We start from the raw sequence: 23,061 nt of genomic DNA on the forward strand, positions 1-23,061 counted from the left end.
TGTTATATTATCACAGAACCCCTATCCTTTCCCTGTTACCTAATACCACCAGAATGTCATCTGGAAGTATTACCTCCTCAGCTGATGGGTTAACTATGAACCTTTCGCCCCTCTTTATGGCAAGCACTGTCACATCGTATTTTCTTCTGAGGTCAAGCTCCCTGAGGGTTCTGTTGTGAAGTCTCTGCGGTGGCTTCATTTCAAATATGCTGTAGTTTTCCGCTATGGGTATCTCCTCTATAAAGCCACCCATGAGAAGAGAATGGGCAAGCCTTATGGCCATATCCCTTTCAGGATGTATTACCCTGCTCACCCCAAGCCTTTCAAGAATTCTTCCATGAAGTGGGTTGACCGCCTTGGCTATTATCTCTTTCACTCCAAGCTCCATGAGCTGAACCACCACGAGTATGCTTGCCTCAATGTTTTCCCCTATGCTCACTATCACCACATCCGCATTGGCTATGCCAGACTCCTTTAGGGCCTTTTCATTGGTGGCATCAAGTATGAAGGCTTGAGATACAAGCTCCGCTATGGCCTTTACCTTCTCCTCATCCACATCACAGGCTATAACCTCCGCACCGCCTTCGGCCAAGGTCTTTGCCACGTTAAAACCGAACCTTCCAAGTCCAATAACTCCAAAAACCTTCTTCATATCAAAAGCCTCGCCTCAGGAAGTTTTACATGAGTTGGTTTTTCTTTACCCACAAGGGCAAGCATAAAGCCAAGCAGGCCCACCCTTCCTATGAGCATGCTTAGAATTATAAGGCCTTTACCCAAGGGAGAAAAGTCTGCAGAGAGGCTAAGGCCCTTAGGATTGCCCAAAGAAAGCCCCACAGTAGCAAAGGCCGATACCGTCTCAAAGAGAGCGGGCAATAGTTTTATGTTTTCAATCTCTGCCAGAAGCATGGCCACAATAGTGTTGTAGGCAAAGGCCAAGCTAAGTATAACCATAGCCCTATGCACTTGAACTTCTATGAGCCTCCTTCCAAAGACTACCACATCTTGCCTACCCTTTATATAAGAAAGCACAGCCAAAAAGACCACCACAGCCGTTATGGTTTTTATGCCCCCACCAGTGCCACCGGGAGAAGCTCCCACAAACATAAGGTTTATTATCAAAAACTGGGATGCCTCAGAAAGCTTTGCAATATCTATGGTGTTAAAGCCGGCCGTTCTGGCAGAAACGCTATGAAAGAAGCTTGCAAGCACCTTTTCTCCCAAAGACATATCTTTGAAGCGCCACAGGTCAAAAAGAAGGAAAATAAAGCCTATAAGAATAAGAAAGGAAGAAGACAAAAAGACAAGCTTTGTATGTGTAGAAATCCTCCTTATCTCACCCCTTTTGTAGAGTATTAGCTCGTATATAACATAAAAGCCCAACCCACCAAGGATTATCAAAAGGCTTATAACCAAGTTTACCCATACATTTCCCCTAAAACCCATAAGGTTATCAGAAAAGGTGGAAAAGCCGGCGTTGTTGAAGGCGGAAACAGAATGAAATAGGCTGGCAAAAAAGGCATTTGCTGGGTCCCTTAGTTTAAACAGAAAAGGCGGAAAGAGGGCAAGCATGCCAAGGAACTCAATAAAGAAAACAATGGGTATAATCCTTTTTATAAACCTTACAAGCCCATGCATACCGGGATAGTTAAAAGACTCTGCCAGCATAAGCCTATCTCTCAAACCTAGCCTCTTCCTAAGGGATATAAAAAAGTAAGTGGTAAGGGTCATATATCCAAGGCCACCTATTTGAATAAGGGCCAATACCACAACCTTTCCAAAGAAGTTTAGGTCTTTTTCCGTGTCAAGCACCACAAGGCCTGTTACCGTTGTGGCAGAGGTGGCGGTAAAAAGGGCGTCCAAGTAGCTTATAGGTCTTGTGGTGGAAAGATATATAAGGACGGAGCCTATGAGTATTACTACTAAGTAGGAAGTCAGCAATATTCTATGTGGCGTCCACTCAAAATTTTTCATGCCTTAGTTAAATTTTAATTATATTTGTTTTCACAAGGTCAGTTTATAAACAGCCCCCGCAGGGCAATTCCCTTGACAAAATTCTAAGGTTGCTATATTACATAAACAGAGAGATGATAAAGCTATGAAATGGGAGCTTTTTAGGGCGGATTGCAAACTCTGCGACAAGATGGAAAACATGATAAGAGAGAGCTTCCCCTTGGTGAATTTAGAGGTTCATAGGGCAAGTGAATGTATAGATGGGAGTTGCTGTAAATTGGCTGAAAACTATGGAATTAGATGCGTGCCAACCCTTGTTATAAATGGAAAGATCGTAGCAGAAGGCATTGTTGATAAAAATGTAATAGATGAACTAAGAAGGAAATATTACAAGGTCTAAAATAATTGAATTATGAAGGTTGAAAGGGTTATAAAAGTCTATTTAACAAGAGAAGGCATAGATATACCCGAAGAGAGATTAAGCAGTATAGTTTTAGAACTAAAATCTTGGTTAAAGCCTTCCCTTGAAGGGTCTGGCATTATAAAAACACAGGAAGGTGATTTTACTCTTATGCATTCCCATTACGGAGAACCGTACCATAGCCTATCTGCCGGTGCCATAAGGGAATGTCTTGAAAAGTTTTTTAACCCTTCTGGACTTTTGGAGAAGGTACAAAGCCTCAAAAGGATAAACATCTTAGATATTGGCTTTGGACTTGGCTATAATGTGGCTGTAGCCATCAAAAAGTTAAAAGAGATAAACCCACTTATAGAGATTGAAATAATATCCCTTGAGAAGGAAGTGCCTGCTCAAGTTCCACCAATGCCAAAAGAGTTTAGAAGCATCCACAAAAATATTTTGGAAAAGCTTCCCAGCTTTGAGGAAGATGGTGTAAGTTTTAAGCTTTACCTTGGGGATGCAAGGGAAAGTATAAAGAAGATAAAAGACTTTGAAGCCCATGCGGTTTTTCATGATGGCTTTTCACCTTACAGAAATCCAGAGCTGTGGAGCCTTCAGTTTCTCGCTCAGGTAAGGAGACTTATGGTTGCTGATGGTGTGTGGGTTTCTTACACCTCTTCCCTGCCTGTGAGAAAGGCCCTGAAGGAGCTGGGCTTTAGCCTCTTTTCTACGGAGGGCGTGGGCAGGAAGAGGGGAGGAACGGGAGCGTGTTTTGGCTGTGAAGAAAGGCTCAAAAAGGATGAGAAAAGAAAGCTCTGTCTTTCCCCTTATGCCATACCCTTCCTTGACCCCGAAATGAAAAGTGAGCCTCTGGATATACTCCTTGACTACAGGATAAGGGTGGAACTTCTGAAAATGGCCCAGGGCGGACTTGAACCGCCGACACCCCGGTTTTCAGCCGGGTGCTCTACCAACTGAGCTACCGGGCCTGTGAAGTTAATATTATATATCCAAGGAGGGAAAAATGACAGCCCTTTTTGTGCTCTTTTTTCTTCTCACCTCCTGCGGTGATGTTTTTGTGGAGAAGGACCTCCTTCAGAGACCTCAGTCAAAGAGATGTTCTGACTGTCATGCGGAGATATTCAGAGAGTGGGAAAAGAGCAGGCATGCCATGGCATGGAAGAGCGAAAAGTTCAGGCTTGAAAGCGAGGATTACACAAAGACCAAGTGTCTTTCCTGCCACGCACCCCATCAGGTTGACCCGGAGATAAAACCCGTCCTGAGGGTTGAGTTCAAAGAGGATGGGGTTTCCTGCGTTGCCTGCCATTTCAAAGAGCAGACAAAGGCTATGCACGGACCCCACAAAGTATGGTCTCCACCTCATCCATCACGGCAGGACCTTAACTACACAAAGTCCTTCTTCTGTGCAGGATGCCATCAGGAAACATACAGGGAATGGCATTTAACAAAGGTTCAGAAGTCCTGTCAAGACTGCCACATGCCCTCCATGGGAGAAAAAAGGCTCGTTCAGAAGTTTCCCTTTGAATACTTCCACAGCAAAAAGCCAAGACATGACCACAGCTTTCCTGCTGGTAAGGCAAAGCCAGAGGATGTGCTCCTTGAGCTGGAAAGGGGAGAAACTCTGAGGCTTAAGGTAACCAACCTGGGTGTTCCCCACAACCTGCCCACCGCAGACCAGGGGGACCCAAAGCTCTACATAATAGTGAACGCAACCCTTCCCACAGGAGAGTCTGCAAGGGTGGTAAGAGTCCTTTCCTATCAGGCAAAAAACGCCCTTGTGTATGGTGTCCCCACCTACATTGACCTTCCATGGCAGGAGGTGGAGAGCCTGAGTGTCAGCGTGCAGAGGAAGCTGAGCTGGAAGGAAGAGAGGGAGAAGATAAAGGAGGTCAAAGTCAGGTAGTATAAGTTTTTCTTATAATGCTATAAGCAAATGTGGATTGATTGTATGCGACAGGACTTATTAATATTTTTACTCCTACAAGGCTAAGAGGAGGTAAAATATGGCACAGCACGAGGTGCACCACCACCTTGGAGAGCACGAGTACAGCTACTGGCCCCTGCCCGTAGGTCTTGCAGTTCTCTTAATCCCGCTCACCTTCATAGCCCTTATGGTGTGGCAGAAGCCCATGCTTGCTCTCATCTTTGGGGGCGTGAGTCTCGTCCTCTTTGTTCTGGGTATAGTGGGTTGGATAAACGAGTTCTTCTCAAAGGGGCATGAAGAGGGGCTTGGTATGCCCGCTATGATGTTCTTTATAGTGTCTGAGGTGGTAATATTCGGAACCATGTTTGCCGGCTTTTACATGGCAAGGGCAACGCATGCAGATGTGTGGGCTCAGTGGGTCCCAAAGGGCATGAACCTGACCATACCTGTCATACTTACCTTTATCCTGTGGGCATCAAGTGCCACCATAGCCATAGCGGAGAAGCTCTTTGAAAGAGGCAGGAATGGGCTTTCTGCCTTCTTTGTTCTTCTTACTATAGCCCTTGGCTCTGCCTTCATGGTTATTCACGTTATGGAGTGGCTTCATCTCTGGCACGAAGGCTTTACCCTCAGCTCCAACATGTATGGCACTGGCTTTTACATGCTCACAGGTATACACACCTCTCACATAGTGGTTGGTCTTCTTACCATGCTGGTTGCCATGTTCCTTCTTTTGACGGGAAAGGCAGGTGAGCACAAGGGACACACCTACATCAAGGCAATAACCATGTACTGGCACTTTGTGGACATTATGTGGCTTCTCGTGGCAAGCAGTGCCTACCTGATAGGTAGCCTGGCATGAAACCTCTGCTTCTGTTAGCCATGCTCTTATCCCTCACCTTTGCCAGAGAGCCATACGAATATGGCAGATACACAAGCTACTATGGAGAGCAGGATGTGAGCGTTGTAAAGATACAGGAGGACCTCTTCATAGGCAAACAGGTCCCAGACGTGAGCGTAAAGACCATAAAGGGAGAGGTAAGTTTGAGAGAGTTCATATCCGGAAAGCCTACAGCCCTTCTCTTTGCCTACTACACCTGTGATACAGTCTGCCCGATTACTGCAGAAAACCTCTACAAAGTCTCAAAAAATCTTCCCAGAGACTACAGATACCTGGTCCTATCCTTTGACGAGAGGGATAACATTGAAACTATGAAACAGTTTATGCTCAGAAACTTTGGCACCACAGACCTGCCAGATAACTGGCTCGTGGGGCTTCTTTCAAAAGAGGACATAAGGAAGCTGACCCAGTCTTTGGGCTACAAGTTCTACTTCATAGACAGGGACAGGATATTTATACATCCCAACGTAACCATATTCCTGTCTCCAGAGGGAAGGATAATGAGGTATCTATACGGTGCATTCCTGAGAGACAGGGACATAAGCCTTGCCTTTGTTGATGCTCAGAGGGAGAAACCCTCGGTAAACAACATCGTTGACCTTGCCATACTCGCCTGTTACAGGTATGACCACGCAAGGAGCAGGTATGTGATAGACCCTACTCTTATATTTGCAGGTCTTGGCCTGCTGGGACTCTTTGGAACCTTTTCCCTTGCATACCTTTACAGCAGAAATAGAAAGGAGGTGCACCCATGAAGGAGATTCTTGCCTATCCTGCCAATTACTGGCAGACCATGTACGAGATATGGCTCTTTATAGCGGTGGTGATTTATCTCGTCGTATTCATCCCCGGAGCCTATTTCCTCATCAAGTATCGTTATAGGAAGGGTGTAAATGAAAAAGCTCAGCATGTGCATGAGAGCAAGGCCCTTGAAATACTCTGGACCATAATCCCCACCATAGTGGTCATATACCTGGCAACGCATAGCTTTGCCTTCTACAGGGTTCAGAGAAATGCTCCAGAAGGTGCCATGGAAATTAAGGTTACTGCCTTCATGTGGGGCTGGGAGTTTGATTATCCTAATGGTAAGAAGGTCTTTTCCTTTTTCAACAGCGTGGTAAACCCTGAAACAAACACCTACCTTAAGCCAGAAGAGGTTAACGATATGTTCAAGGCATACATACCCGCAGAAACCCCTGTAAAAGTGCTTCTCACTTCAAGGGACGTGATTCACTCCTTCTATGTTCATCCTGCCAAGGTGACGGAGGATGCTGTACCTGGAAGGATAACCCACATGTGGTTTCAGATAAACAAACCTGGGGAATACTGGGTCTTTTGCAGGGAATACTGCGGAACCCAGCATTCAAAGATGGCAGCTGTGCTCAAGGTTGTTCCTAAGGAAGAGTTTAATAGATGGCTGAACGAAGGTATGCAAACAAGCAATGCTTCAGATAAACAAAACCTTTAAAGGAGGTGCATCACCATGGCTGCAGTGAGCTACAGGCCCTATTTCAGTGCGGGTCTTAAAGAGTGGATATTTACCACGGACCACAAGAAGATAGGTATCATGTACGGGGTAACCAGCCTTGTTTTCTTTCTCATAGCTGGTCTATCTGCCCTTGCCATAAGGATGGAGCTCTATCAACCTGGTCTGCAGTATATGGGGGAGGATACTTACAATCAGGCTCTCACGGTGCATGGAGTTCTCATGCAGTTCTGGTGGGCTGTTGCCATATGGAGCTCTTTTGGTAACTATCTTCTGCCCCTGATGATAGGAGCAAGAGATGTTGCATTCCCAAGGCTCAACGCCCTGAGCTACTGGTTTTTCTTCGCCGCGAGCGTGCTTGCCCTCATAACCCTTCTCCCGGGCAACCACATAAGGATGATGTGGACGGGTTACCCTCCCTTTTCTCTTAACGAAAACGCAGGACCCGTAGCCTTTTACGCCCTTATAATACATATGCTGGGTGCTTCATCTCTTGCAAGTGCAATAAATCTGGTAGTAACAAACCTCACCATGAGGGCACCTGGCATAACCCTCAAGAAGATGAACCTCTTTCTGCACTCTTTCCTTGCCATGAACGTTATTCAGATTCTTGGTGTTCCTGCCCTTGCGGGTGCAGTGACTATGCTCCTTATGGACAGGTATTTCCATACCGCCTTCTTTGACCCTACGAGGGGTGGAGACCCACTTCTCTATCAGAACCTCTTCTGGTTCTACTCTCACCCCGTTGTTTACGTTATGATACTTCCAGCCTTTGGTCTAATATCTGAGATGATAGCCACCTTCTCAAGGAGGGAGATTTTTGGCAGGACCTCAATGATAATAGCCATATGGGGTATAGCCATACTTGGCTTTATGGTCTGGATACACCACATGTTTACCAGCGGTGTGCCAGACTGGATAAGGATACTTTTCTCCTACACAACAGTCCTCATAGGTGTTCCCACGGGTATAAAGATATTCAACTGGATATTTACCCTCTACAAGGGCTCTGTGAGGTTTACTGCGCCCATGCTTTACACACTGAGCTCCATATTCATGTTCCTTATAGGTGGTCTTACGGGTATACCCCTAGGACTTCCGGCCTTTGACATCGCGGTTCACGACTCCCACTTCGTGGTTGCTCACTTCCACTACGTGCTGGGCATGGCTCTGACCCTTGCAGCCTTTGGTGGCTTCCACTACTGGTATCCAAAATTCACAGGCAGGATGTATAGCGAGCTGTGGGCTAAGATAGGACTTGTGGTAATTATGATAGGCTCCAACCTTTTCTATTTCCTCCAGTTCATAGTAGGTCTTGAGGGAATGCCCAGAAGGTATGCAGACTACCCGGCTATAGAGAGCTGGATAAGGCTCCATGAACTTCAGACCGTGGGTGCAATGATACTCGGTTTTGGCGTGCTCATAGCCATTTTAAACCTTCTTCTCTCCACAAAGCTTGGCAAAAAGGCGGAAGACAACCCCTGGCAGTCTCCATCCCTTGAGTGGCTCATACCCTCTCCACCACCACCTCATAACTTCGATAAGACACCTCATATGCCAGAGGACTGGGACCCATACAACTACGAGTGGCTTGAAAAACAGCACAGGAAGCAATAAGCTGACGGGGCCTGCGCGCCCCCTTTAAATATGAGAAAGAAGCTTGCACTCATAATACTTCTGTTACTTGTTGCTCTTTCTTTCTTTCTAAGTGTTCTTTACTTTGCAAACCCTGAGCACAGAAGGGAGAAAATACAGGAATACAAAAACAAGATAGAAAAGCGAAGGCCTCAGTAGTAGTAGCCCACAGATAGATACACTTTAAACTTTCTGAACCATTCCTTTTCAAAGGGGAAGGCTATGTCCAGCCTTATGGGTCCTATTGGTGTGTTCACACCCAATGCTCCACCTGCGTCTGCTTTAACATCCCTGAAAAGGTCTCTGGGCTTGTTGGCAACGCTTCCGGCATCTCCAAAAACAACTCCCACAAAGGGCTCTCTCAGTGGAAGTATGAATTCAAGCCTTCCAAAGGTGTAATACTTGCCGCCATCAGGCTGACCTACCTCCTCAAAGGAGTAGCCCCTCAGGTCCCTAAGACCTCCCAGGAAAAACCTGTCAAATATGGGTGCATCCCCCCACACCGCGCCACTTGCTACCTTAAAGCTGAGTTTAAGACCTCTTTGCATGGGTATCAGATAAAAGGTGGAGAGGTCAAATCTGGCGTAACGCGCATCTCCCTCTACAAGGCTGAAACTTATGCTATCGTAGTGTATCCTGCTGGGTGAGAAAATGTCGTCCTTGAACTCTCTTATGAGAAAGGTCCCATATTTTCTGATATGAAATACCTGTCCGTCCACCTTATTTTTCAAAATGCTGAAAACAGGACCTATGGATGTGTCCCTTGTTATCCTGTATCCCAGCTGAAGGTTAGAACCATAAGAGTCAAGCGTGTAGCTTTTGTGCTCCTCATAGCTTTTAAACATGTTTGATTTAAACCAGTATCTGCTTGAAAAGAAAAAATTGTCTGAAATGCTCAGGTCATACAGCTCTCTCTTGCCAGTCCTTCTGTATCTAAATCCAGAGGAAATGCCCAGTCCAAAGAGGTTTTTCAAACCAAGAAAGCTCTCAAGGGAGATATTTTCTTCCGTGTTGTATCCAAGGGAAAGGTCAAAGATTCCTCTTTTGTCTTCAGATACCTGAATCAGACGGTGCACAAGCTTTTTCTCTCGGTCAACAAAAGTATCTATGGACACACCGCTGAAAATTCCACTGCTCAGCATGTTGTGCAAGGTCATGTCGTTTAACATTTCCGAGTAATCTTCTGACTTCTCCGTCATGTAGGAGAGTTCACGGAGTGAAGTTTTATTATAGCCGTAATAAACTGTTTCGCCTGTTTTGTATACTGGTCCTTCCTTCACTCTGTATATGTATATGTAAAAGGTTGTTTTTTCATCCTCTTCAATCTTTACATCTATATCATATTCACCCTCCATAAGTCCCTTTTTGAGGAAATAGTTTTGAAGGTCAAGGTTCAGAGCTTCAATAAAGTCTGTGTTGAATATGGCTGGAAGTTTTTCTCTGTGTTTTTTGAATAGGTTTTCTATTTTTTTATTTTCTCCTTCGTATTTCAAGTCTTTCAAAACCTGTTTTTTACCCTGAATAATTTCTATGCGCACTTTCACGCTCTTTTCATCTCTGAGAATATCCTTGTCTAACCTGCCAGTCGCAAGAGTGTAACCATCCTTGCGGAGCTTTTCAAGTTGAGAATTCAGGAGCGCTTCCAGTGTGTCCTCGTCGTAGAGCTGTCCCTCAAAGCCTTCTCCAACCATCCTGTATCTTTCCCCCTCTTGGACTCTGAAGTTTATGCTCTCTCCTTTTACTTCGTAGTCAACCCTCACATCAAAAAAACCCTTTCTGTGGTAAGCCCTTATGATGTTTTCCTTTGCCTCCTCAAGAGAGAAGGGGTCAACCCCCTTTCTTTCCAGACCGCTTATTACTGCGAGCTCCTTTTCTGTGAAAAAGGAAGCACCTTCTGCGTGCACTCTGTATCTTTTTCCTTCAATTATCTGAAAGATGGGTCTGGCAACGAAGCCTCTTCCTGTTATGGCACCCAGGGTGGCAAGGGGATGGCTGAAAAGGTTTGATATGCCTTCAGATATTGAGCCGAGTATTCTTAAGGGTTTCCTTTTCACCTCCATTTCTCTTGGCATAAGAACCTCGTAGAAGGGTCTTTTTAGTCTTAGCTTTTCCAGACCCTCGTAGTAGACAAAGCTATCCCAGAACCCTTCCCCTATGTAAAAGTCCTGGAGCTGAAACACGCTATCTCTGAAAAGGCTTTCCTTTACCACTCTACCTCTTACAAGCCCTATTGCCTGGTCCAGGATGGAGGGTGGGTAGCTTGAACCTCTGTATACTCCTCCCTCTGTAAAATATACTGGTCCCTCATCTATTCCTATGTAGAGGTCTATGTAACCTTCTTCGTCTTTTATCAGCGTCACGCCTACTGAGGTGTCAAGAAAACCTCTGTCCATGTAAAGCCTTTTTATCCTTTCTTCTACATCTCCCTCTCTGAACTCAGGACCCCGCACAGGCATACCCTCATAAAAGCCAAGGTATGAAAGTATCTCCTCCCTCAGAAGTGCCACGTTTCCCCTTATATGTATAGACCTAATTATTGGAAACCTCTCCACATATATGTATATACTTTCTCCATCCTCCATGAGGTAAACATCCTTCACATCCTCTATTTTCCTGATAATATCAATCATTTCCCTGTAATTCTGCTGGTTTACAGTCCTCTCCAGATTGCTTTTCCTGAGTGGGTAATTGGATATGATAAAAACCTGAGCAAAGAGGCTCATGGGAAAAAGGAGGAGAAGAAGAAAAGGGAGCATATTATAATTTTAGCAATGGACCTCAGCAGAAAGGTGCTCTTTTCAAACCCCGGCCTGGGTTATGCGGATATTCAGAAAAAGGACGAGAAAGAAGTTGCTATTGAGTTTGAATCCATACTTCTCAAGGAGATTCTGAAGGCAGCCTTCAAGCCAATTCTTGAGAGTAAGTCTTTTGACACCAGGCTATACTACGATACCTTCCTTGAAAATCTCAGTAAAAAGCTGGCGGAGGCGGGAGGAATTGGTATAGCAAGGTTCATACTAGAGAACATTAAAGATGGGAAGACTTGACAGGGTAAGTCCTTTTATAGTTATGGACATCCTCAAGGAGGCTCAGAACATAGGGGATGTAGTCCATATGGAAATAGGCGAGCCAGACCTTGAACCTCCACCCGGTGCAGTAGAGGCTCTTGAGAGGGCTGTGAGGGAAAAGAGATACTTCTACACACCAAGCCTCGGCCTATGGGAACTCAGGGAACGCGTAGCCCGGCACTATTACGAATACTATCATGTTGACGTATCCCCATCAAGAGTTATCATAACAACGGGCACATCAGGAGCCTTTCTTGTGGCCTATGCCATACTTATGAACGCAGGAGAAAAGGTTGTGCTTTCTGACCCTTCCTACCCCTGCTACAAGAACTTTGCTCATGTGCTGGACATAGAGCCCCTTTTTGTAAGGGTAGACAGAAGCACAAGGTATCAGATAGTCCCCGACCAGTTAAAAGACCTCCAGGACTTTACTGCTGTCCATATATCCTCTCCTGCAAACCCCACTGGCACACTCTATGAGGAGGATAATCTGAAGGCACTTGTAGAATACTGTGAGGAGAGGGGTAAATACTTCATATCGGATGAGATATACCATGGTCTTGTTTATGATAGAAAGGAAAAAACCGCCCTTGAATTCAGCCAGAAGGCTATAGTTATAAATGGGTTTTCAAAGGCTTTCTGCATGCCTGGCTTCAGGCTTGGCTGGATGATACTCCCTGATGAAGATATGGTAAGAAGGGCAGAGCTGGTTATACAGAACCTCTACATATCTGCCCCAGTTCTGAGCCAGTATGCTGCCCTGGAAGCTTTTGACTATGACTATCTGAGAAGGGTCAGGGATGTTTACAGGGAGAGAAGGGATTTTCTTTACGCGGATTTAAGGGATTTACTTGATATTGATGCATATCCCGATGGTGCCTTCTACATCTGGGCGAGCGTAGAAAAGTATGGACTTGATGGCTACAGCCTGTCGCAGGAGCTTTTGAGAAAGGCAAGGGTTGCAGTTACGCCGGGTATAGATTTTGGAACCAACAACACAGATAGATACATAAGGATATCCTTTGCAAAGGATGGAGGCACCCTCAGAGAGGGTGCCAGAAGGATAAGGGATTACTTTATGAGATAGATTCTCACAGCCCTCTGCTGCGCATGTTTTGGACCCAGAAGGTCTGCCACCTCCTTACCGTAAGAGGCTATTCTCATTCTTCCAATGTCTACTCCCTTCTTTGCAAGATAGCTGGCAACCATCTGCGCCCTCCACATGGATAGGTTGAAGTTATACCTGCTGCTTCCCCTTGTGTCTGCAAAACCTACTATAAGCACCTCTCTGCTATCGCCTCTTAGCTTTTCCACCATATCGTCAAGTTTTTTGGCTTCAGACTTCTTTATGTTGAACCTGTCAAAATCAAAGAAAACCACTCCTACTTCCTCCAGCTGCCATCTGTAGGGACCAACTCCATCTTCTCTTTTGGGTGCAGGTGCTGGCCTCTGTTCAAGAGCCCTTATCCTTTTTTCGTGGTCTTCAGCCACACCCTCCAGCTTCTTAACCCTTCCTTCAAGGTCTCCAACCTTCCTGTTTGCCTCTTCTGCCTTTTTGTTTGCCTCTTCTGCCAGCTTCTTGCTCTCAACTATTGCATCAAAATATCCCTTGTAGCACTTGTCCAACATGTATTTAGAGAAAACCTCTTGAGGACTTCCGCAGGGGTCCATGGGCTTCTGTTGGGCAAATACAACTCCGGAGAAAAGAGCTACAGCAAGAACTGCCTTTCTCATGTTTCCACCTCCTTTCCTTGACTTGTATATATTATACATCGCTCTTTATGAAAAAATTGTTAAGTTTTAAAGGAAGCTCTGAGTTTTTCAACTATACTCCTCATGATTTCGTCCGCCTGCTCCCCCTCTCGTGTTATTATCCTGTGAGAAAGGCATAGTGGGGCAAGTTCAAGAATGTCCTCTGGAACAACGAAATCTCTGTCCCTTGTGAAGGCCATCGCCTTGGCGCAGTTTATGAGGTGCATGAGACCCCTCGTGGATACACCGAGCAGTATCCCAGGGTGCTGCCTGGTGGCATGGGCTATTTCCACCGCAAGGTGGGCAACTTCTGGAGAAACGTAGAACTTTCTTATACTTTCCATGACAGAGGCTAGGTCCTGAAGCTTTACCACCGGTTTTAACCTTTCAACTTTTTCAAGGGGATTTTCTCCCCTCAATGTAAAAAGCTGGCGGAGGCGGGAGGAATTGGTATAGCAAGGTTCATACTAGAGAACATTAAAGATGGGAAGACTTGACAGGGTAAGTCCTTTTATAGTTATGGACATCCTCAAGGAGGCTCAGAACATAGGGGATGTAGTCCATATGGAAATAGGCGAGCCAGACCTTGAACCTCCACCCGGTGCAGTAGAGGCTCTTGAGAGGGCTGTGAGGGAAAAGAGATACTTCTACACACCAAGCCTCGGCCTATGGGAACTCAGGGAACGCGTAGCCCGGCACTATTACGAATACTATCATGTTGACGTATCCCCATCAAGAGTTATCATAACAACGGGCACATCAGGAGCCTTTCTTGTGGCCTATGCCATACTTATGAACGCAGGAGAAAAGGTTGTGCTTTCTGACCCTTCCTACCCCTGCTACAAGAACTTTGCTCATGTGCTGGACATAGAGCCCCTTTTTGTAAGGGTAGACAGAAGCACAAGGTATCAGATAGTCCCCGACCAGTTAAAAGACCTCCAGGACTTTACTGCTGTCCATATATCCTCTCCTGCAAACCCCACTGGCACACTCTATGAGGAGGATAATCTGAAGGCACTTGTAGAATACTGTGAGGAGAGGGGTAAATACTTCATATCGGATGAGATATACCATGGTCTTGTTTATGATAGAAAGGAAAAAACCGCCCTTGAATTCAGCCAGAAGGCTATAGTTATAAATGGGTTTTCAAAGGCTTTCTGCATGCCTGGCTTCAGGCTTGGCTGGATGATACTCCCTGATGAAGATATGGTAAGAAGGGCAGAGCTGGTTATACAGAACCTCTACATATCTGCCCCAGTTCTGAGCCAGTATGCTGCCCTGGAAGCTTTTGACTATGACTATCTGAGAAGGGTCAGGGATGTTTACAGGGAGAGAAGGGATTTTCTTTACGCGGATTTAAGGGATTTACTTGATATTGATGCATATCCCGATGGTGCCTTCTACATCTGGGCGAGCGTAGAAAAGTATGGACTTGATGGCTACAGCCTGTCGCAGGAGCTTTTGAGAAAGGCAAGGGTTGCAGTTACGCCGGGTATAGATTTTGGAACCAACAACACAGATAGATACATAAGGATATCCTTTGCAAAGGATGGAGGCACCCTCAGAGAGGGTGCCAGAAGGATAAGGGATTACTTTATGAGATAGATTCTCACAGCCCTCTGCTGCGCATGTTTTGGACCCAGAAGGTCTGCCACCTCCTTACCGTAAGAGGCTATTCTCATTCTTCCAATGTCTACTCCCTTCTTTGCAAGATAGCTGGCAACCATCTGCGCCCTCCACATGGATAGGTTGAAGTTATACCTGCTGCTTCCCCTTGTGTCTGCAAAACCTACTATAAGCACCTCTCTGCTATCGCCTCTTAGCTTTTCCACCATATCGTCAAGTTTTTTGGCTTCAGACTTCTTTATGTTGAACCTGTCAAAATCAAAGAAAACCACTCCTACTTCCTCCAGCTGCCATCTGTAGGGACCAACTCCATCTTCTCTTTTGGGTGCAGGTGCTGGCCTCTGTTCAAGAGCCCTTATCCTTTTTTCGTGGTCTTCAGCCACACCCTCCAGCTTCTTAACCCTTCCTTCAAGGTCTCCAACCTTCCTGTTTGCCTCTTCTGCCTTTTTGTTTGCCTCTTCTGCCAGCTTCTTGCTCTCAACTATTGCATCAAAATATCCCTTGTAGCACTTGTCCAACATGTATTTAGAGAAAACCTCTTGAGGACTTCCGCAGGGGTCCATGGGCTTCTGTTGGGCAAATACAACTCCGGAGAAAAGAGCTACAGCAAGAACTGCCTTTCTCATGTTTCCACCTCCTTTCCTTGACTTGTATATATTATACATCGCTCTTTATGAAAAAATTGTTAAGTTTTAAAGGAAGCTCTGAGTTTTTCAACTATACTCCTCATGATTTCGTCCGCCTGCTCCCCCTCTCGTGTTATTATCCTGTGAGAAAGGCATAGTGGGGCAAGTTCAAGAATGTCCTCTGGAACAACGAAATCTCTGTCCCTTGTGAAGGCCATCGCCTTGGCGCAGTTTATGAGGTGCATGAGACCCCTCGTGGATACACCGAGCAGTATCCCAGGGTGCTGCCTGGTGGCATGGGCTATTTCCACCGCAAGGTGGGCAACTTCTGGAGAAACGTAGAACTTTCTTATACTTTCCATGACAGAGGCTAGGTCCTGAAGCTTTACCACCGGTTTTAACCTTTCAACTTTTTCAAGGGGATTTTCTCCCCTCAATATCTGGGCCTCCGTTTCCATGTCTGGGTATCCGAGGCTCAGCCTCATGCTGAACCTGTCAAGCTGGGATTCTGGAAGAGGATAAGTGCCGTGCTGTTCCACAGGGTTCTGGGTTGCTATAACGAAGAAGGGCTGTGGAAGCTCGTGGGTTACGCCATCCACGGAGACCTTCCCCTCTGCCATGGCTTCCAAAAGGGCACTCTGGGTTTTGGGTGTAGCCCTGTTTATCTCATCTGCAAGTATGAGGTTGTTGAATATGGGCCCTTTCTTGAAAACAAAGGACTTTTTTGACTGATCGTAGAGACTCACTCCAAGTATGTCTGAAGGAAGAAGGTCGCTTGTGAACTGAATCCTTGCAAAGGAAAGACCCAGAACTCTTGCCATTGAAAGGGCAAGGGTTGTTTTCCCCACACCTGGCACATCCTCCAAAAGAAGATGCCCTCCAGAAAGGAGGCATATGAGGGAGTAGTTCACTACCTCGTCCTTCCCCTTCAGCACCCTCTTTATTTCTGATACAACTGTTTCAAGTTCCATACTCAGAACATTATACAGTGCTATAATTGTAAAACCATGCATTTGCAGGAAAAGTTGATAGCGGAAAGAGTGAAGGAGCTTGTGGAGCCAATAGTGAGAAACATGGGTTACAGACTTTTCGATGTGGAGTTCAGGTCTGAGAGGGGATGGGTGCTCAGAATAATACTTGATAAGGAAGGAGGCATAACCCTTGGGGACTGCGAGGAGGTAAGCAAAAGAATAAGCGCCCTGCTGGATGTGGAGGATATAATACCTGTTTCCTATGTGCTTGAGGTATCCTCACCCGGGCTGACAAGAGAGCTAACAAAACCTTCACACTTTGAGTTCTTTCAGGGAAGGCTCATAAGGGTGGTTCTCAGAGAACCTGTGGAAGGAAAGAGAGAGTTCAGGGGATACATAGAGGAGATTAGAGAAGGCATCCTTCGGCTCAAGGAAAAGGATACGGGTAAAGAATACCACATTCCCCTCTCCATCATCGCCAGAGCCAACCTGGAGCTTGAAAGATGGTAAAAAACCTCAAGAAGCTCATAGAACAGGTGGCAAAGGATAAGAACCTTCCTGAATGGGTTGTAGAGAAGTCTCTTAAGAACGCCATAGCACTCGCCATAAAAAGGGACAGGAGGATAAAGGAAGAGCTTGAAGTGCACCTTGAGGATGACCAGATAAAGGTATGCATAGTGAGAAGGAAAAACGGTGAGCTGGCAAAGTTTCCTCTGGACATATCAACAGAGGATGTGAACAGAATTGCCGCCCACGCAGCAAAAGAGGAGTTTCTGAAAGAGCTGGAAAAGGCGGAGGAGGAGAGGGGATACCTTGAATACCTTGAAAGAGAGGGAGAGATAGTGTTTGGCATAGTGAGGAGGGTAACGGATGAAGGAGAGGTTATAGTGGACCTGGGTAAGGTGGTGGGGATACTTCCACCAAGGGAACAGATAAGGAAAGAGGAATACAAGCAGGGGAGCAGACTCAAAGCCCTGCTTCTCAGCGTGAGAGAAAAAAAGGGAAGGTACGAAATTATACTGTCAAGGACGCATCCCAGATTTCTCAAAAAGCTCATAGAACATGAGGTGCCGGAGGTTGCCAGAGGTGATGTGGTCATAAAAGCCATAGTTAGAGAGCCGGGAGAGAGGGCAAAGGTGCTCGTGCACTCCGAAGACCCCAAGATTGACCCCGTGGGTGTTATAGTGGGTATAAGAGGTTCAAGAATAGCCCCCATATCTGAGGAGCTTTCTGGTGAAAAGATAGACATAATAAGATGGACCTCCGATGAGGAGGAACTTATAAAGAGAAGCATATCCCCCGCTCCTGTGTCAAGGATAAGGCTTGACAGAAAGAACAAAAGGGCGGAGGTAGCGGTGCCTAAAGAAAAGCTGTCCCTTGCCATAGGTAAGTATGGTGTAAATGTCAAACTGGCAAACAGACTTACGGGCTGGCATATAGATGTGATGTCTGAGGAAGACTTTGAAGCCCTGATGAAACTTACATGAACTCTCAGGAAGGTCTATACATAAAAAAGCTCGTCTACGGTGGTTATGGTCTTGCACAGAAGGAGGGCAAAAATGTTCTCGTGGACTATGCCCTTCCTGGAGAGATAGTGGATGTTCAGAGCCTTCAGGAAAAGAAGGACTATTCTCTTGCAAGGGTGAAGAAGGTGATAATGCCCTCCTCTGCCAGGAGAGAACCACCATGCCCTTATTTTGGGACCTGCGGAGGCTGTCAGCTCCAGCATATGGAATATTCAGCTCAGATAAAGTCAAAGGAAGAGATACTTCTTGAAACACTGAGTAGGATTGGAAAGCTGAAGGTAAGTAAGCTTGAACCTTCCCTCTTTTCTGAAGAGTTTGCATACAGGGTCAGGGTCCAGTTCAAAGTTTCCGGTGGAAAGCTGGGATTCTTTGAGAGAAGGAGCTACAGACTTGTGGAGATAGAGAAGTGCCTTGTGGCGCATCCTGCTATCAACGAGCTTATTCCGTCCCTGAAGGAGCTTGCGGTCAGGCTTGATGGTCTTAAGGAAATACATGTGCTTTACTCCCCGCAGGAGGGAGAGGCCCTCCTCAAGCTCCTTTCAGAGAAAAGCTTTCCAAGAGAAAGGCTTAAAAAGCTTACAGAAACCACGCTTCCCAAGAAAGTTGTTGGCGTTTGTCTTTACAGAGAACACAGGTTGCATACCATCGGCAGAGATTTTACCTTTGTAAGGATTGGTCCCTACAGATACAGGGTAAGTATGGACTCCTTCCTTCAGGTGAACCATCTTCTCTGGGAAGCCTTTGTGAATTCTGCCCTTCCCGGAGAGAGGTTCGACAGGGTGCTTGAGCTACACTGTGGAATAGGCTTTTTTAGCCTTTTCCTTGCTGGCAGGTCCGACTTTGTCCTCTCCTACGACACAAGCAGGTCTGCCATAAGAGATGCAGAGTATAACGCCAGAATCAACTCTGTTAGCAATGTGAGCTTTCAGCAGGAAAGCAGTATGGAAGCCCTCAAAAGACATGCAGGAGAAGCCATAGACCTTCTTTTCCTTGACCCACCGCGGTCAGGACTTTCCGATGGCGAGACAAAGCTTATTCTTAAGAACAGTCCCCGAGAAATTGTATATGTCTCATGTGAGCCCACAACCCTCGCTAGAGACCTGAAGGTTCTGGTAAAGGGTGGATACAGACTGACGAGCCTGAGGATGGTTGATAACTTTCCCAATACCTATCATATTGAAGCAATAGCTCATCTGAGGCTGGAGTAATGCACCTCAGAAGGGTTTTCATGGAAGAACCCGTACTAAGGATACTTGACAGAAGTCTGGATTTTTCAAGTATCTCTGAACTTGCCACCTGCTGTGTATGGTCATAAACTAAAATTCTTACTATCAGAAGAGTATAAAAAAAGGAGGTAAACCCATGCACGTCCTCAAAAGGAGCGGAAAGAAGGAGTCTCTGGACATTTCCAAGATTCGTATAGTCATAGATTTTGCGTGTGCAGGTATAGACGTGGACCCTATGGAGCTGGAGCTGGATGCTCAGATACAGTTCAGGGACGGCATAAGCACAAAGGAGATACAGCAGCTCCTTATAAGGACAGCAGCAGAAAAGGTTTCACCTCAGACTCCTCAGTGGCAGTATGTGGCGGCAAGGCTCCTTCTTTACGACCTTTACAAGGATGTGGGGCATCTCAGGGGTTATAAGGTAAAGGACAAGATAAACGGTAAATACAAACCTTACAACCCGGAGAGTTTCTACAGGCTTGTAAAAACCTACGCGGAAAGGGGAATATATGGAGATTATCTTATCAGGGAATACACAGAAGAGGACTTTAACCAGCTCGCCAGATATATAGACCCAGACAGGGACCTGCTTTTTACCTACACAGGAATAAAGGTGCTTGCAGACAGGTATCTGGTGAGGGATGAGGATGGAAACATAATAGAGCTTCCTCAGGAGATGTATATGCTAATAGCCATGACCCTCGCTCTTCCCGAGAAAAGGGAAGATAGACTCGGCTATGCAAAACTCTTCTATGACCTTATGAGCAGACATGAAGTATCTCTTGCCACCCCTACTCTGATGAACGCCAGAAGAACCCACACACAGCTGAGCTCCTGCTTTGTGCTTACGGTGGATGACGACTTGTATGACATTTTTGACAACGTGCAGAAGGCTGGTCAGATTTCCAAGTTTGCAGGTGGTCTTGGCATATACCTTGGAAAGATAAGGGCAACGGGCGCTCCCATAAGGAAGTTCAAGGGGGCAAGCTCTGGCGTCCTTCCGGTGGTCAAAATTCTCAACGATGTGATGATATATGTGGACCAGCTCGGGATGAGAAAGGGTTCTGCAAGTATAACCCTTGACATATGGCACAAGGACATACTGGAATTTCTTGAAGTAAAGACCAACGTGGGCGATGAGAGGAAAAAGGCTCACGACATACATCCGGCTATAGCCATACCCGACCTATTTATGAAAAGGCTTAAGGCAAGGCAGAAGTGGACCCTTATTGACCCCTACTACTGCAAGAATGTAAAGGATGGCAAAAACCTTGAGGACCTCTACGGAGAAGAGTTTGAGGAGCTATACGAGAGGCTGGAAAGGGAGGTTCCATCCAACGCAAAGAAGGAAGTGGACGCCTTTGAGCTCTGGAAGAGGCTTCTGACCGTTGTCTTTGAAACGGGGGAGCCCTATATCTTTTTCAGGGATACCGCAAACAGACTTAACCCCAACAAACACTGCGGAATGGTATACAGCTCTAATTTATGCCATGAAATAGTGCAGAACATGTCTGCAACCACGCACATAGAGGATACCCTGCAGGAGGATGGCACCATAGTCCACAGGAAAAGAGCCGGTGATGTAGTGGTCTGCAATCTGGGGTCTATAAACCTTGGAAAAGTCTACTCAAAGGAGGATATGGAAAGGGTGGTGCCGCTTCTTGTAAGGATGCTGGACAATGTGATAAGCATAAACTTCTATGCAATAAAGGAGGCAGAGTGGACAAATCGCAGATACAGGTCCATAGGTATAGGCGTGAGCAACTACCACTACTGCCTTGTAAAAAAGGGTATCCAGTGGGAGTCAGAGGAGCACCTTGAGTTTACAAAGGAGCTTTTTGAAAGAATAGCCTTCTACGCTATAAAGGGTTCCATGGAGCTGGCAAAGGAAAGGGGAGCATATCCCCTCTTTGAAGGTTCAGACTGGAGCAGGGGTGTATTCTTTGGAAGGTCTGCGGAGGAAAACAGGAGGATTTCAAAGAACGGTTTTGACTGGGTATCCCTTGCGGAAGAGGTCAAAAAGAACGGCATGAGAAACGCCTATCTGCTGGCAGTTATGCCCACGGGCTCCACCTCCCTCATAGTGGGTGCCACACCTTCCATAGACCCAATTTTTGCCAAGTTTTACAAAGAGGAAAACATGTCTGGCATCCTGCCTCAGGTGCCTCCAGAGATTGATAGATACTTCTGGCACTACAAGAGCGCCTACAGTATAGACCAGGAATGGGTCATAAGAGCGGCGGCTGCAAGGCAGAAGTGGATAGACCAGGCGCAGTCCCTTAACCTCTTCATAGACCCCGAGCAGATAGATGGTCCAAGGCTTTCAAGACTTTACGAACTTGCCTGGGAACTTGGACTCAAAACAGTTTACTATACAAGGAGCAAGTCCATGACAGACATTGAAGAATGTGAAAGCTGCTCCACATGAGGAGGTAGAAGATGGAAAGGACTATAATCTTCAATCCAGGAGGCGACAGAGAACCCTCAAAGCGAAGGATAGCCTTTGGCAATCCCACCAACATAATGGAGCTGAACAGCGTCAAGTATCAGTGGGCTTTTGACCTCTACAAGACAATGGGCTTTACCAACTTCTGGATTCCCGAAGAGATACCTATGAATGAGGACAGAAAACAGTATGAGAAGGAGCTATCCCAGTATGAGAAAAGAGCCTATGAGATGGTTCTCTCCTTCCTTATAGCCCTTGACTCCTATCAGGTGAACATGCTTAAAGAGTTTGCACGCTACATTACAGCACCTGAGCTTGTTATGGCTCTCACTTCCCAGGAGTTTCAGGAAGCACTTCACAGCTATTCTTACCAGTTTGTGCTTGAGAGCGTTGTGGACCCCAGGATTGCGGACGAGATATACAACTACTGGAGGCAGGACCAGGTTCTTATGGAACGCAACAGGGTCATCGCAGAGCTATACAACGAGTTCATAAGAAAACCAACAGAAGAAAACTTCATAAAGGCAGTCTTCGGGAACTATGTGCTCGAGAGTCTGTATTTTTACTCTGGCTTTGCCTTCTTCTATACCCTGGGAAGGCAGGGGAAGATGAGGAATACGGTTCAGCAGATAAAGTATATCAACAGGGATGAACTTACGCATGTGACCCTCTTTAGAAACATCATCCTTACCCTCAGGGAAGAACAGCCAGAACTTTTTACGCCAGAGCTTGAAAAATGGGTCTATGAATTTTTCAGGTTTGCCACGGAAAAGGAGATAGAGTGGGGCAAATACGTGACCCAGAACCAGATACTTGGGCTGAACGATTACCTGATAGACAGGTATATAAAGTATCTTTCCAACCTCAGGCTCACGCAGCTTGGCTACAAACCACTCTATCCGGAGGTTACAGACAACCCAATGAAATGGATAGACCAGTTCAGAACGATAAACGACACAAAAACCGACTTCTTCCAGGCAAAGCCACAGACCTATGCCAAAAGAAGCGAACTAAAGTGGTAGAAGACAGGCAAAGGGCTTCAGATTGTTTTCGAGCTTTTCTGCATAAGTCTGAAGCCTATCTCTCCTGAGAGGGTGAAGTAGGTTTGGGTTCAGCTCAAGAAGTGGGAAAAGGAAAAAATCCCTCTCTGTCAGGTAAAGATGCGGAACTCTCAGAAAGCTGAGCATCAGGATGTGGTTTTCATACAGCAGTATGTCAAGGTCTATCTCCCTCGGTCCCCATCTTTCCCTTGGCTTCCTGCCAGTCTTCTGCTCAATTTCCTTCAAAACTTTAAGGAGGCCTATAGGTTCCAGCTTAGTTTCAAACTCAAGGACGCCGTTTATAAACTCAGGCTGGTCTGTCTTGCCCCAGGGTTTGCTTATGTATAGGGTGGAGACTTTCAGGATAGAGCCATAGTCCTTCAAAAGCTCAAGGGCTTTCAGGATGTAAGAGAGCCTGTCCTCCACATTGCTGCCAAAGGCTATGTAGCACACGGGCATGGAA

The 23,061-nt window shown here is 46.1% G+C and carries 23 protein-coding genes, 1 tRNA gene and 1 pseudogene; 16 read left to right on the top strand and 9 right to left on the bottom strand.

Annotated features, from left to right (window positions below; translation table 11 throughout):
* Positions 1-10: 10 nt before the first annotated feature.
* Both WHS43_02415 and WHS43_02420 read right to left on the bottom strand, forming a co-directional pair.
* Complete coding sequence (locus WHS43_02415) at positions 11-652, bottom strand: TrkA family potassium uptake protein (protein ID MEJ5338491.1); 642 nt, start codon at positions 650-652, stop codon at positions 11-13.
* A complete protein-coding gene (locus WHS43_02420; GenBank protein MEJ5338492.1) occupies positions 649-1,971 on the bottom strand; it encodes a TrkH family potassium uptake protein in 1,323 nt (440 codons plus the stop codon). The genes WHS43_02415 and WHS43_02420 overlap by 4 nt, the downstream gene beginning before the upstream one ends.
* A gap of 124 nt (positions 1,972-2,095) precedes the next feature.
* Here WHS43_02420 and WHS43_02425 point away from each other — a divergent pair, with 124 nt between their 5' ends.
* Entirely contained in the window at positions 2,096-2,350 is a 255-nt protein-coding gene (locus WHS43_02425; GenBank protein ID MEJ5338493.1) for a thioredoxin family protein, read from the top strand.
* Between the two features lie 423 nt (positions 2,351-2,773).
* Positions 2,774-3,106: pseudogene (locus WHS43_02430) on the top strand (MnmC family methyltransferase).
* Positions 3,107-3,266: 160 nt separating this feature from the next.
* Here WHS43_02430 and WHS43_02435 read toward each other — a convergent pair.
* Positions 3,267-3,339: transfer RNA gene (locus WHS43_02435), tRNA-Phe, on the bottom strand.
* A gap of 35 nt (positions 3,340-3,374) precedes the next feature.
* Between WHS43_02435 and WHS43_02440 the strand changes: the two genes are divergently transcribed.
* The 6 genes from WHS43_02440 (at position 3,375) to WHS43_02465 (ending at position 8,476) form a co-directional block, all read left to right on the top strand.
* Positions 3,375-4,274, top strand: coding sequence for a multiheme c-type cytochrome (locus WHS43_02440; protein MEJ5338494.1), 900 nt, complete (start codon positions 3,375-3,377; stop codon positions 4,272-4,274).
* Positions 4,275-4,374: 100 nt separating this feature from the next.
* Positions 4,375-5,157 (top strand): heme-copper oxidase subunit III, encoded by a 783-nt coding sequence (locus tag WHS43_02445; GenBank protein ID MEJ5338495.1) that lies wholly within the window; start codon positions 4,375-4,377, stop codon positions 5,155-5,157.
* Positions 5,154-5,951, top strand: coding sequence for an SCO family protein (locus WHS43_02450; protein ID MEJ5338496.1), 798 nt, complete (start codon positions 5,154-5,156; stop codon positions 5,949-5,951). The genes WHS43_02445 and WHS43_02450 overlap by 4 nt, the downstream gene beginning before the upstream one ends.
* Positions 5,948-6,664, top strand: a complete 717-nt coding sequence (coxB, locus tag WHS43_02455; protein MEJ5338497.1) for a cytochrome c oxidase subunit II — start codon at positions 5,948-5,950, stop codon at positions 6,662-6,664. Before WHS43_02450 ends, coxB begins: the two co-directional genes overlap by 4 nt.
* Before the next feature lie 15 nt (positions 6,665-6,679).
* Positions 6,680-8,299 carry a cbb3-type cytochrome c oxidase subunit I gene (locus WHS43_02460; protein MEJ5338498.1) on the top strand — a complete coding sequence of 540 codons (1,620 nt, stop codon included), beginning with the start codon at positions 6,680-6,682 and terminating at the stop codon, positions 8,297-8,299.
* 30 nt (positions 8,300-8,329) lie between these two features.
* Positions 8,330-8,476 carry a hypothetical protein gene (locus WHS43_02465; protein ID MEJ5338499.1) on the top strand — a complete coding sequence of 49 codons (147 nt, stop codon included), beginning with the start codon at positions 8,330-8,332 and terminating at the stop codon, positions 8,474-8,476.
* Here the strand turns inward: WHS43_02465 and WHS43_02470 are convergent.
* The gene (locus WHS43_02470) at positions 8,470-11,073 is read right to left on the bottom strand and encodes a BamA/TamA family outer membrane protein (GenBank protein MEJ5338500.1); all 2,604 of its coding nucleotides are present in this window, start codon (positions 11,071-11,073) and stop codon (positions 8,470-8,472) included. The two genes, WHS43_02465 and WHS43_02470, sit on opposite strands and share 7 nt — an antisense overlap.
* Positions 11,074-11,088: 15 nt before the next feature.
* On the opposite strand from WHS43_02470, the gene WHS43_02475 reads away from it, so the two are divergent.
* Positions 11,089-11,364 carry a hypothetical protein gene (locus WHS43_02475; GenBank protein MEJ5338501.1) on the top strand — a complete coding sequence of 92 codons (276 nt, stop codon included), beginning with the start codon at positions 11,089-11,091 and terminating at the stop codon, positions 11,362-11,364.
* A complete protein-coding gene (locus WHS43_02480; GenBank protein MEJ5338502.1) occupies positions 11,351-12,472 on the top strand; it encodes an aminotransferase class I/II-fold pyridoxal phosphate-dependent enzyme in 1,122 nt (373 codons plus the stop codon). The genes WHS43_02475 and WHS43_02480 overlap by 14 nt, the downstream gene beginning before the upstream one ends.
* Here WHS43_02480 and WHS43_02485 read toward each other — a convergent pair.
* Positions 12,457-13,119: an OmpA family protein gene (locus tag WHS43_02485; protein MEJ5338503.1), complete on the bottom strand. Its 663-nt coding sequence runs from the start codon at positions 13,117-13,119 to the stop codon at positions 12,457-12,459. The two genes, WHS43_02480 and WHS43_02485, sit on opposite strands and share 16 nt — an antisense overlap.
* A gap of 59 nt (positions 13,120-13,178) precedes the next feature.
* On the bottom strand, positions 13,179-13,481 hold the full coding sequence (locus WHS43_02490) for a hypothetical protein (GenBank protein MEJ5338504.1): 303 nt from the start codon (positions 13,479-13,481) through the stop codon (positions 13,179-13,181).
* Between the two features lie 139 nt (positions 13,482-13,620).
* Here WHS43_02490 and WHS43_02495 point away from each other — a divergent pair, with 139 nt between their 5' ends.
* Complete coding sequence (locus WHS43_02495; GenBank protein ID MEJ5338505.1) at positions 13,621-14,742, top strand: aminotransferase class I/II-fold pyridoxal phosphate-dependent enzyme; 1,122 nt, start codon at positions 13,621-13,623, stop codon at positions 14,740-14,742.
* Here WHS43_02495 and WHS43_02500 read toward each other — a convergent pair.
* Both WHS43_02500 and WHS43_02505 read right to left on the bottom strand, forming a co-directional pair.
* Positions 14,727-15,389, bottom strand: a complete 663-nt coding sequence (locus tag WHS43_02500) for an OmpA family protein (GenBank protein ID MEJ5338506.1) — start codon at positions 15,387-15,389, stop codon at positions 14,727-14,729. The genes WHS43_02495 and WHS43_02500 overlap by 16 nt on opposite strands.
* 59 nt (positions 15,390-15,448) lie before the next feature.
* Positions 15,449-16,360: a MoxR family ATPase gene (locus WHS43_02505; GenBank protein MEJ5338507.1), complete on the bottom strand. Its 912-nt coding sequence runs from the start codon at positions 16,358-16,360 to the stop codon at positions 15,449-15,451.
* A 36-nt stretch (positions 16,361-16,396) separates the two neighbouring features.
* Between WHS43_02505 and rimP the strand changes: the two genes are divergently transcribed.
* The 5 genes from rimP (at position 16,397) to WHS43_02530 (ending at position 22,580) form a co-directional block, all read left to right on the top strand.
* The gene (gene rimP, locus WHS43_02510) at positions 16,397-16,870 is read left to right on the top strand and encodes a ribosome maturation factor RimP (GenBank protein ID MEJ5338508.1); all 474 of its coding nucleotides are present in this window, start codon (positions 16,397-16,399) and stop codon (positions 16,868-16,870) included.
* Positions 16,864-17,847: a transcription termination factor NusA gene (gene nusA, locus WHS43_02515; protein MEJ5338509.1), complete on the top strand. Its 984-nt coding sequence runs from the start codon at positions 16,864-16,866 to the stop codon at positions 17,845-17,847. Before rimP ends, nusA begins: the two co-directional genes overlap by 7 nt.
* Positions 17,844-19,094 carry a class I SAM-dependent RNA methyltransferase gene (locus tag WHS43_02520; protein MEJ5338510.1) on the top strand — a complete coding sequence of 417 codons (1,251 nt, stop codon included), beginning with the start codon at positions 17,844-17,846 and terminating at the stop codon, positions 19,092-19,094. Before nusA ends, WHS43_02520 begins: the two co-directional genes overlap by 4 nt.
* A 154-nt stretch (positions 19,095-19,248) precedes the next feature.
* Positions 19,249-21,540 carry a ribonucleoside-diphosphate reductase subunit alpha gene (locus WHS43_02525; protein ID MEJ5338511.1) on the top strand — a complete coding sequence of 764 codons (2,292 nt, stop codon included), beginning with the start codon at positions 19,249-19,251 and terminating at the stop codon, positions 21,538-21,540.
* Between the two features lie 11 nt (positions 21,541-21,551).
* Positions 21,552-22,580, top strand: coding sequence for a ribonucleotide-diphosphate reductase subunit beta (locus tag WHS43_02530; protein ID MEJ5338512.1), 1,029 nt, complete (start codon positions 21,552-21,554; stop codon positions 22,578-22,580).
* Here WHS43_02530 and folK read toward each other — a convergent pair.
* On the bottom strand, positions 22,569-23,057 hold the full coding sequence (gene folK / locus WHS43_02535; GenBank protein ID MEJ5338513.1) for a 2-amino-4-hydroxy-6-hydroxymethyldihydropteridine diphosphokinase: 489 nt from the start codon (positions 23,055-23,057) through the stop codon (positions 22,569-22,571). The two genes, WHS43_02530 and folK, sit on opposite strands and share 12 nt — an antisense overlap.
* Positions 23,058-23,061: the final 4 nt, after the last annotated feature.

It is taken from the genome of Aquificaceae bacterium (assembly GCA_037481935.1).
Classification (GTDB): Bacteria; Aquificota; Aquificia; order Aquificales; family Aquificaceae; genus Pampinifervens.

What these genes read in the sequence shown, in the direction of transcription:
- WHS43_02415 (MEJ5338491.1), bottom strand. Translation starts at nt 652, where the DNA reads ATGAAGAAGGTTTTTGGAGTTATTGGACTTGGAAGGTTCGGTTTTAAC.
- WHS43_02420 (MEJ5338492.1), bottom strand. Translation starts at nt 1,971, where the DNA reads ATGAAAAATTTTGAGTGGACGCCACATAGAATATTGCTGACTTCCTAC.
- WHS43_02425 (MEJ5338493.1), top strand. Translation starts at nt 2,096, where the DNA reads ATGAAATGGGAGCTTTTTAGGGCGGATTGCAAACTCTGCGACAAGATG.
- WHS43_02440 (MEJ5338494.1), top strand. Translation starts at nt 3,375, where the DNA reads ATGACAGCCCTTTTTGTGCTCTTTTTTCTTCTCACCTCCTGCGGTGAT.
- WHS43_02445 (MEJ5338495.1), top strand. Translation starts at nt 4,375, where the DNA reads ATGGCACAGCACGAGGTGCACCACCACCTTGGAGAGCACGAGTACAGC.
- WHS43_02450 (MEJ5338496.1), top strand. Translation starts at nt 5,154, where the DNA reads ATGAAACCTCTGCTTCTGTTAGCCATGCTCTTATCCCTCACCTTTGCC.
- coxB (MEJ5338497.1), top strand. Translation starts at nt 5,948, where the DNA reads ATGAAGGAGATTCTTGCCTATCCTGCCAATTACTGGCAGACCATGTAC.
- WHS43_02460 (MEJ5338498.1), top strand. Translation starts at nt 6,680, where the DNA reads ATGGCTGCAGTGAGCTACAGGCCCTATTTCAGTGCGGGTCTTAAAGAG.
- WHS43_02465 (MEJ5338499.1), top strand. Translation starts at nt 8,330, where the DNA reads ATGAGAAAGAAGCTTGCACTCATAATACTTCTGTTACTTGTTGCTCTT.
- WHS43_02470 (MEJ5338500.1), bottom strand. Translation starts at nt 11,073, where the DNA reads ATGCTCCCTTTTCTTCTTCTCCTCCTTTTTCCCATGAGCCTCTTTGCT.
- WHS43_02475 (MEJ5338501.1), top strand. Translation starts at nt 11,089, where the DNA reads ATGGACCTCAGCAGAAAGGTGCTCTTTTCAAACCCCGGCCTGGGTTAT.
- WHS43_02480 (MEJ5338502.1), top strand. Translation starts at nt 11,351, where the DNA reads ATGGGAAGACTTGACAGGGTAAGTCCTTTTATAGTTATGGACATCCTC.
- WHS43_02485 (MEJ5338503.1), bottom strand. Translation starts at nt 13,119, where the DNA reads ATGAGAAAGGCAGTTCTTGCTGTAGCTCTTTTCTCCGGAGTTGTATTT.
- WHS43_02490 (MEJ5338504.1), bottom strand. Translation starts at nt 13,481, where the DNA reads ATGGAAAGTATAAGAAAGTTCTACGTTTCTCCAGAAGTTGCCCACCTT.
- WHS43_02495 (MEJ5338505.1), top strand. Translation starts at nt 13,621, where the DNA reads ATGGGAAGACTTGACAGGGTAAGTCCTTTTATAGTTATGGACATCCTC.
- WHS43_02500 (MEJ5338506.1), bottom strand. Translation starts at nt 15,389, where the DNA reads ATGAGAAAGGCAGTTCTTGCTGTAGCTCTTTTCTCCGGAGTTGTATTT.
- WHS43_02505 (MEJ5338507.1), bottom strand. Translation starts at nt 16,360, where the DNA reads ATGGAACTTGAAACAGTTGTATCAGAAATAAAGAGGGTGCTGAAGGGG.
- rimP (MEJ5338508.1), top strand. Translation starts at nt 16,397, where the DNA reads ATGCATTTGCAGGAAAAGTTGATAGCGGAAAGAGTGAAGGAGCTTGTG.
- nusA (MEJ5338509.1), top strand. Translation starts at nt 16,864, where the DNA reads ATGGTAAAAAACCTCAAGAAGCTCATAGAACAGGTGGCAAAGGATAAG.
- WHS43_02520 (MEJ5338510.1), top strand. Translation starts at nt 17,844, where the DNA reads ATGAACTCTCAGGAAGGTCTATACATAAAAAAGCTCGTCTACGGTGGT.
- WHS43_02525 (MEJ5338511.1), top strand. Translation starts at nt 19,249, where the DNA reads ATGCACGTCCTCAAAAGGAGCGGAAAGAAGGAGTCTCTGGACATTTCC.
- WHS43_02530 (MEJ5338512.1), top strand. Translation starts at nt 21,552, where the DNA reads ATGGAAAGGACTATAATCTTCAATCCAGGAGGCGACAGAGAACCCTCA.
- folK (MEJ5338513.1), bottom strand. Translation starts at nt 23,057, where the DNA reads ATGCCCGTGTGCTACATAGCCTTTGGCAGCAATGTGGAGGACAGGCTC.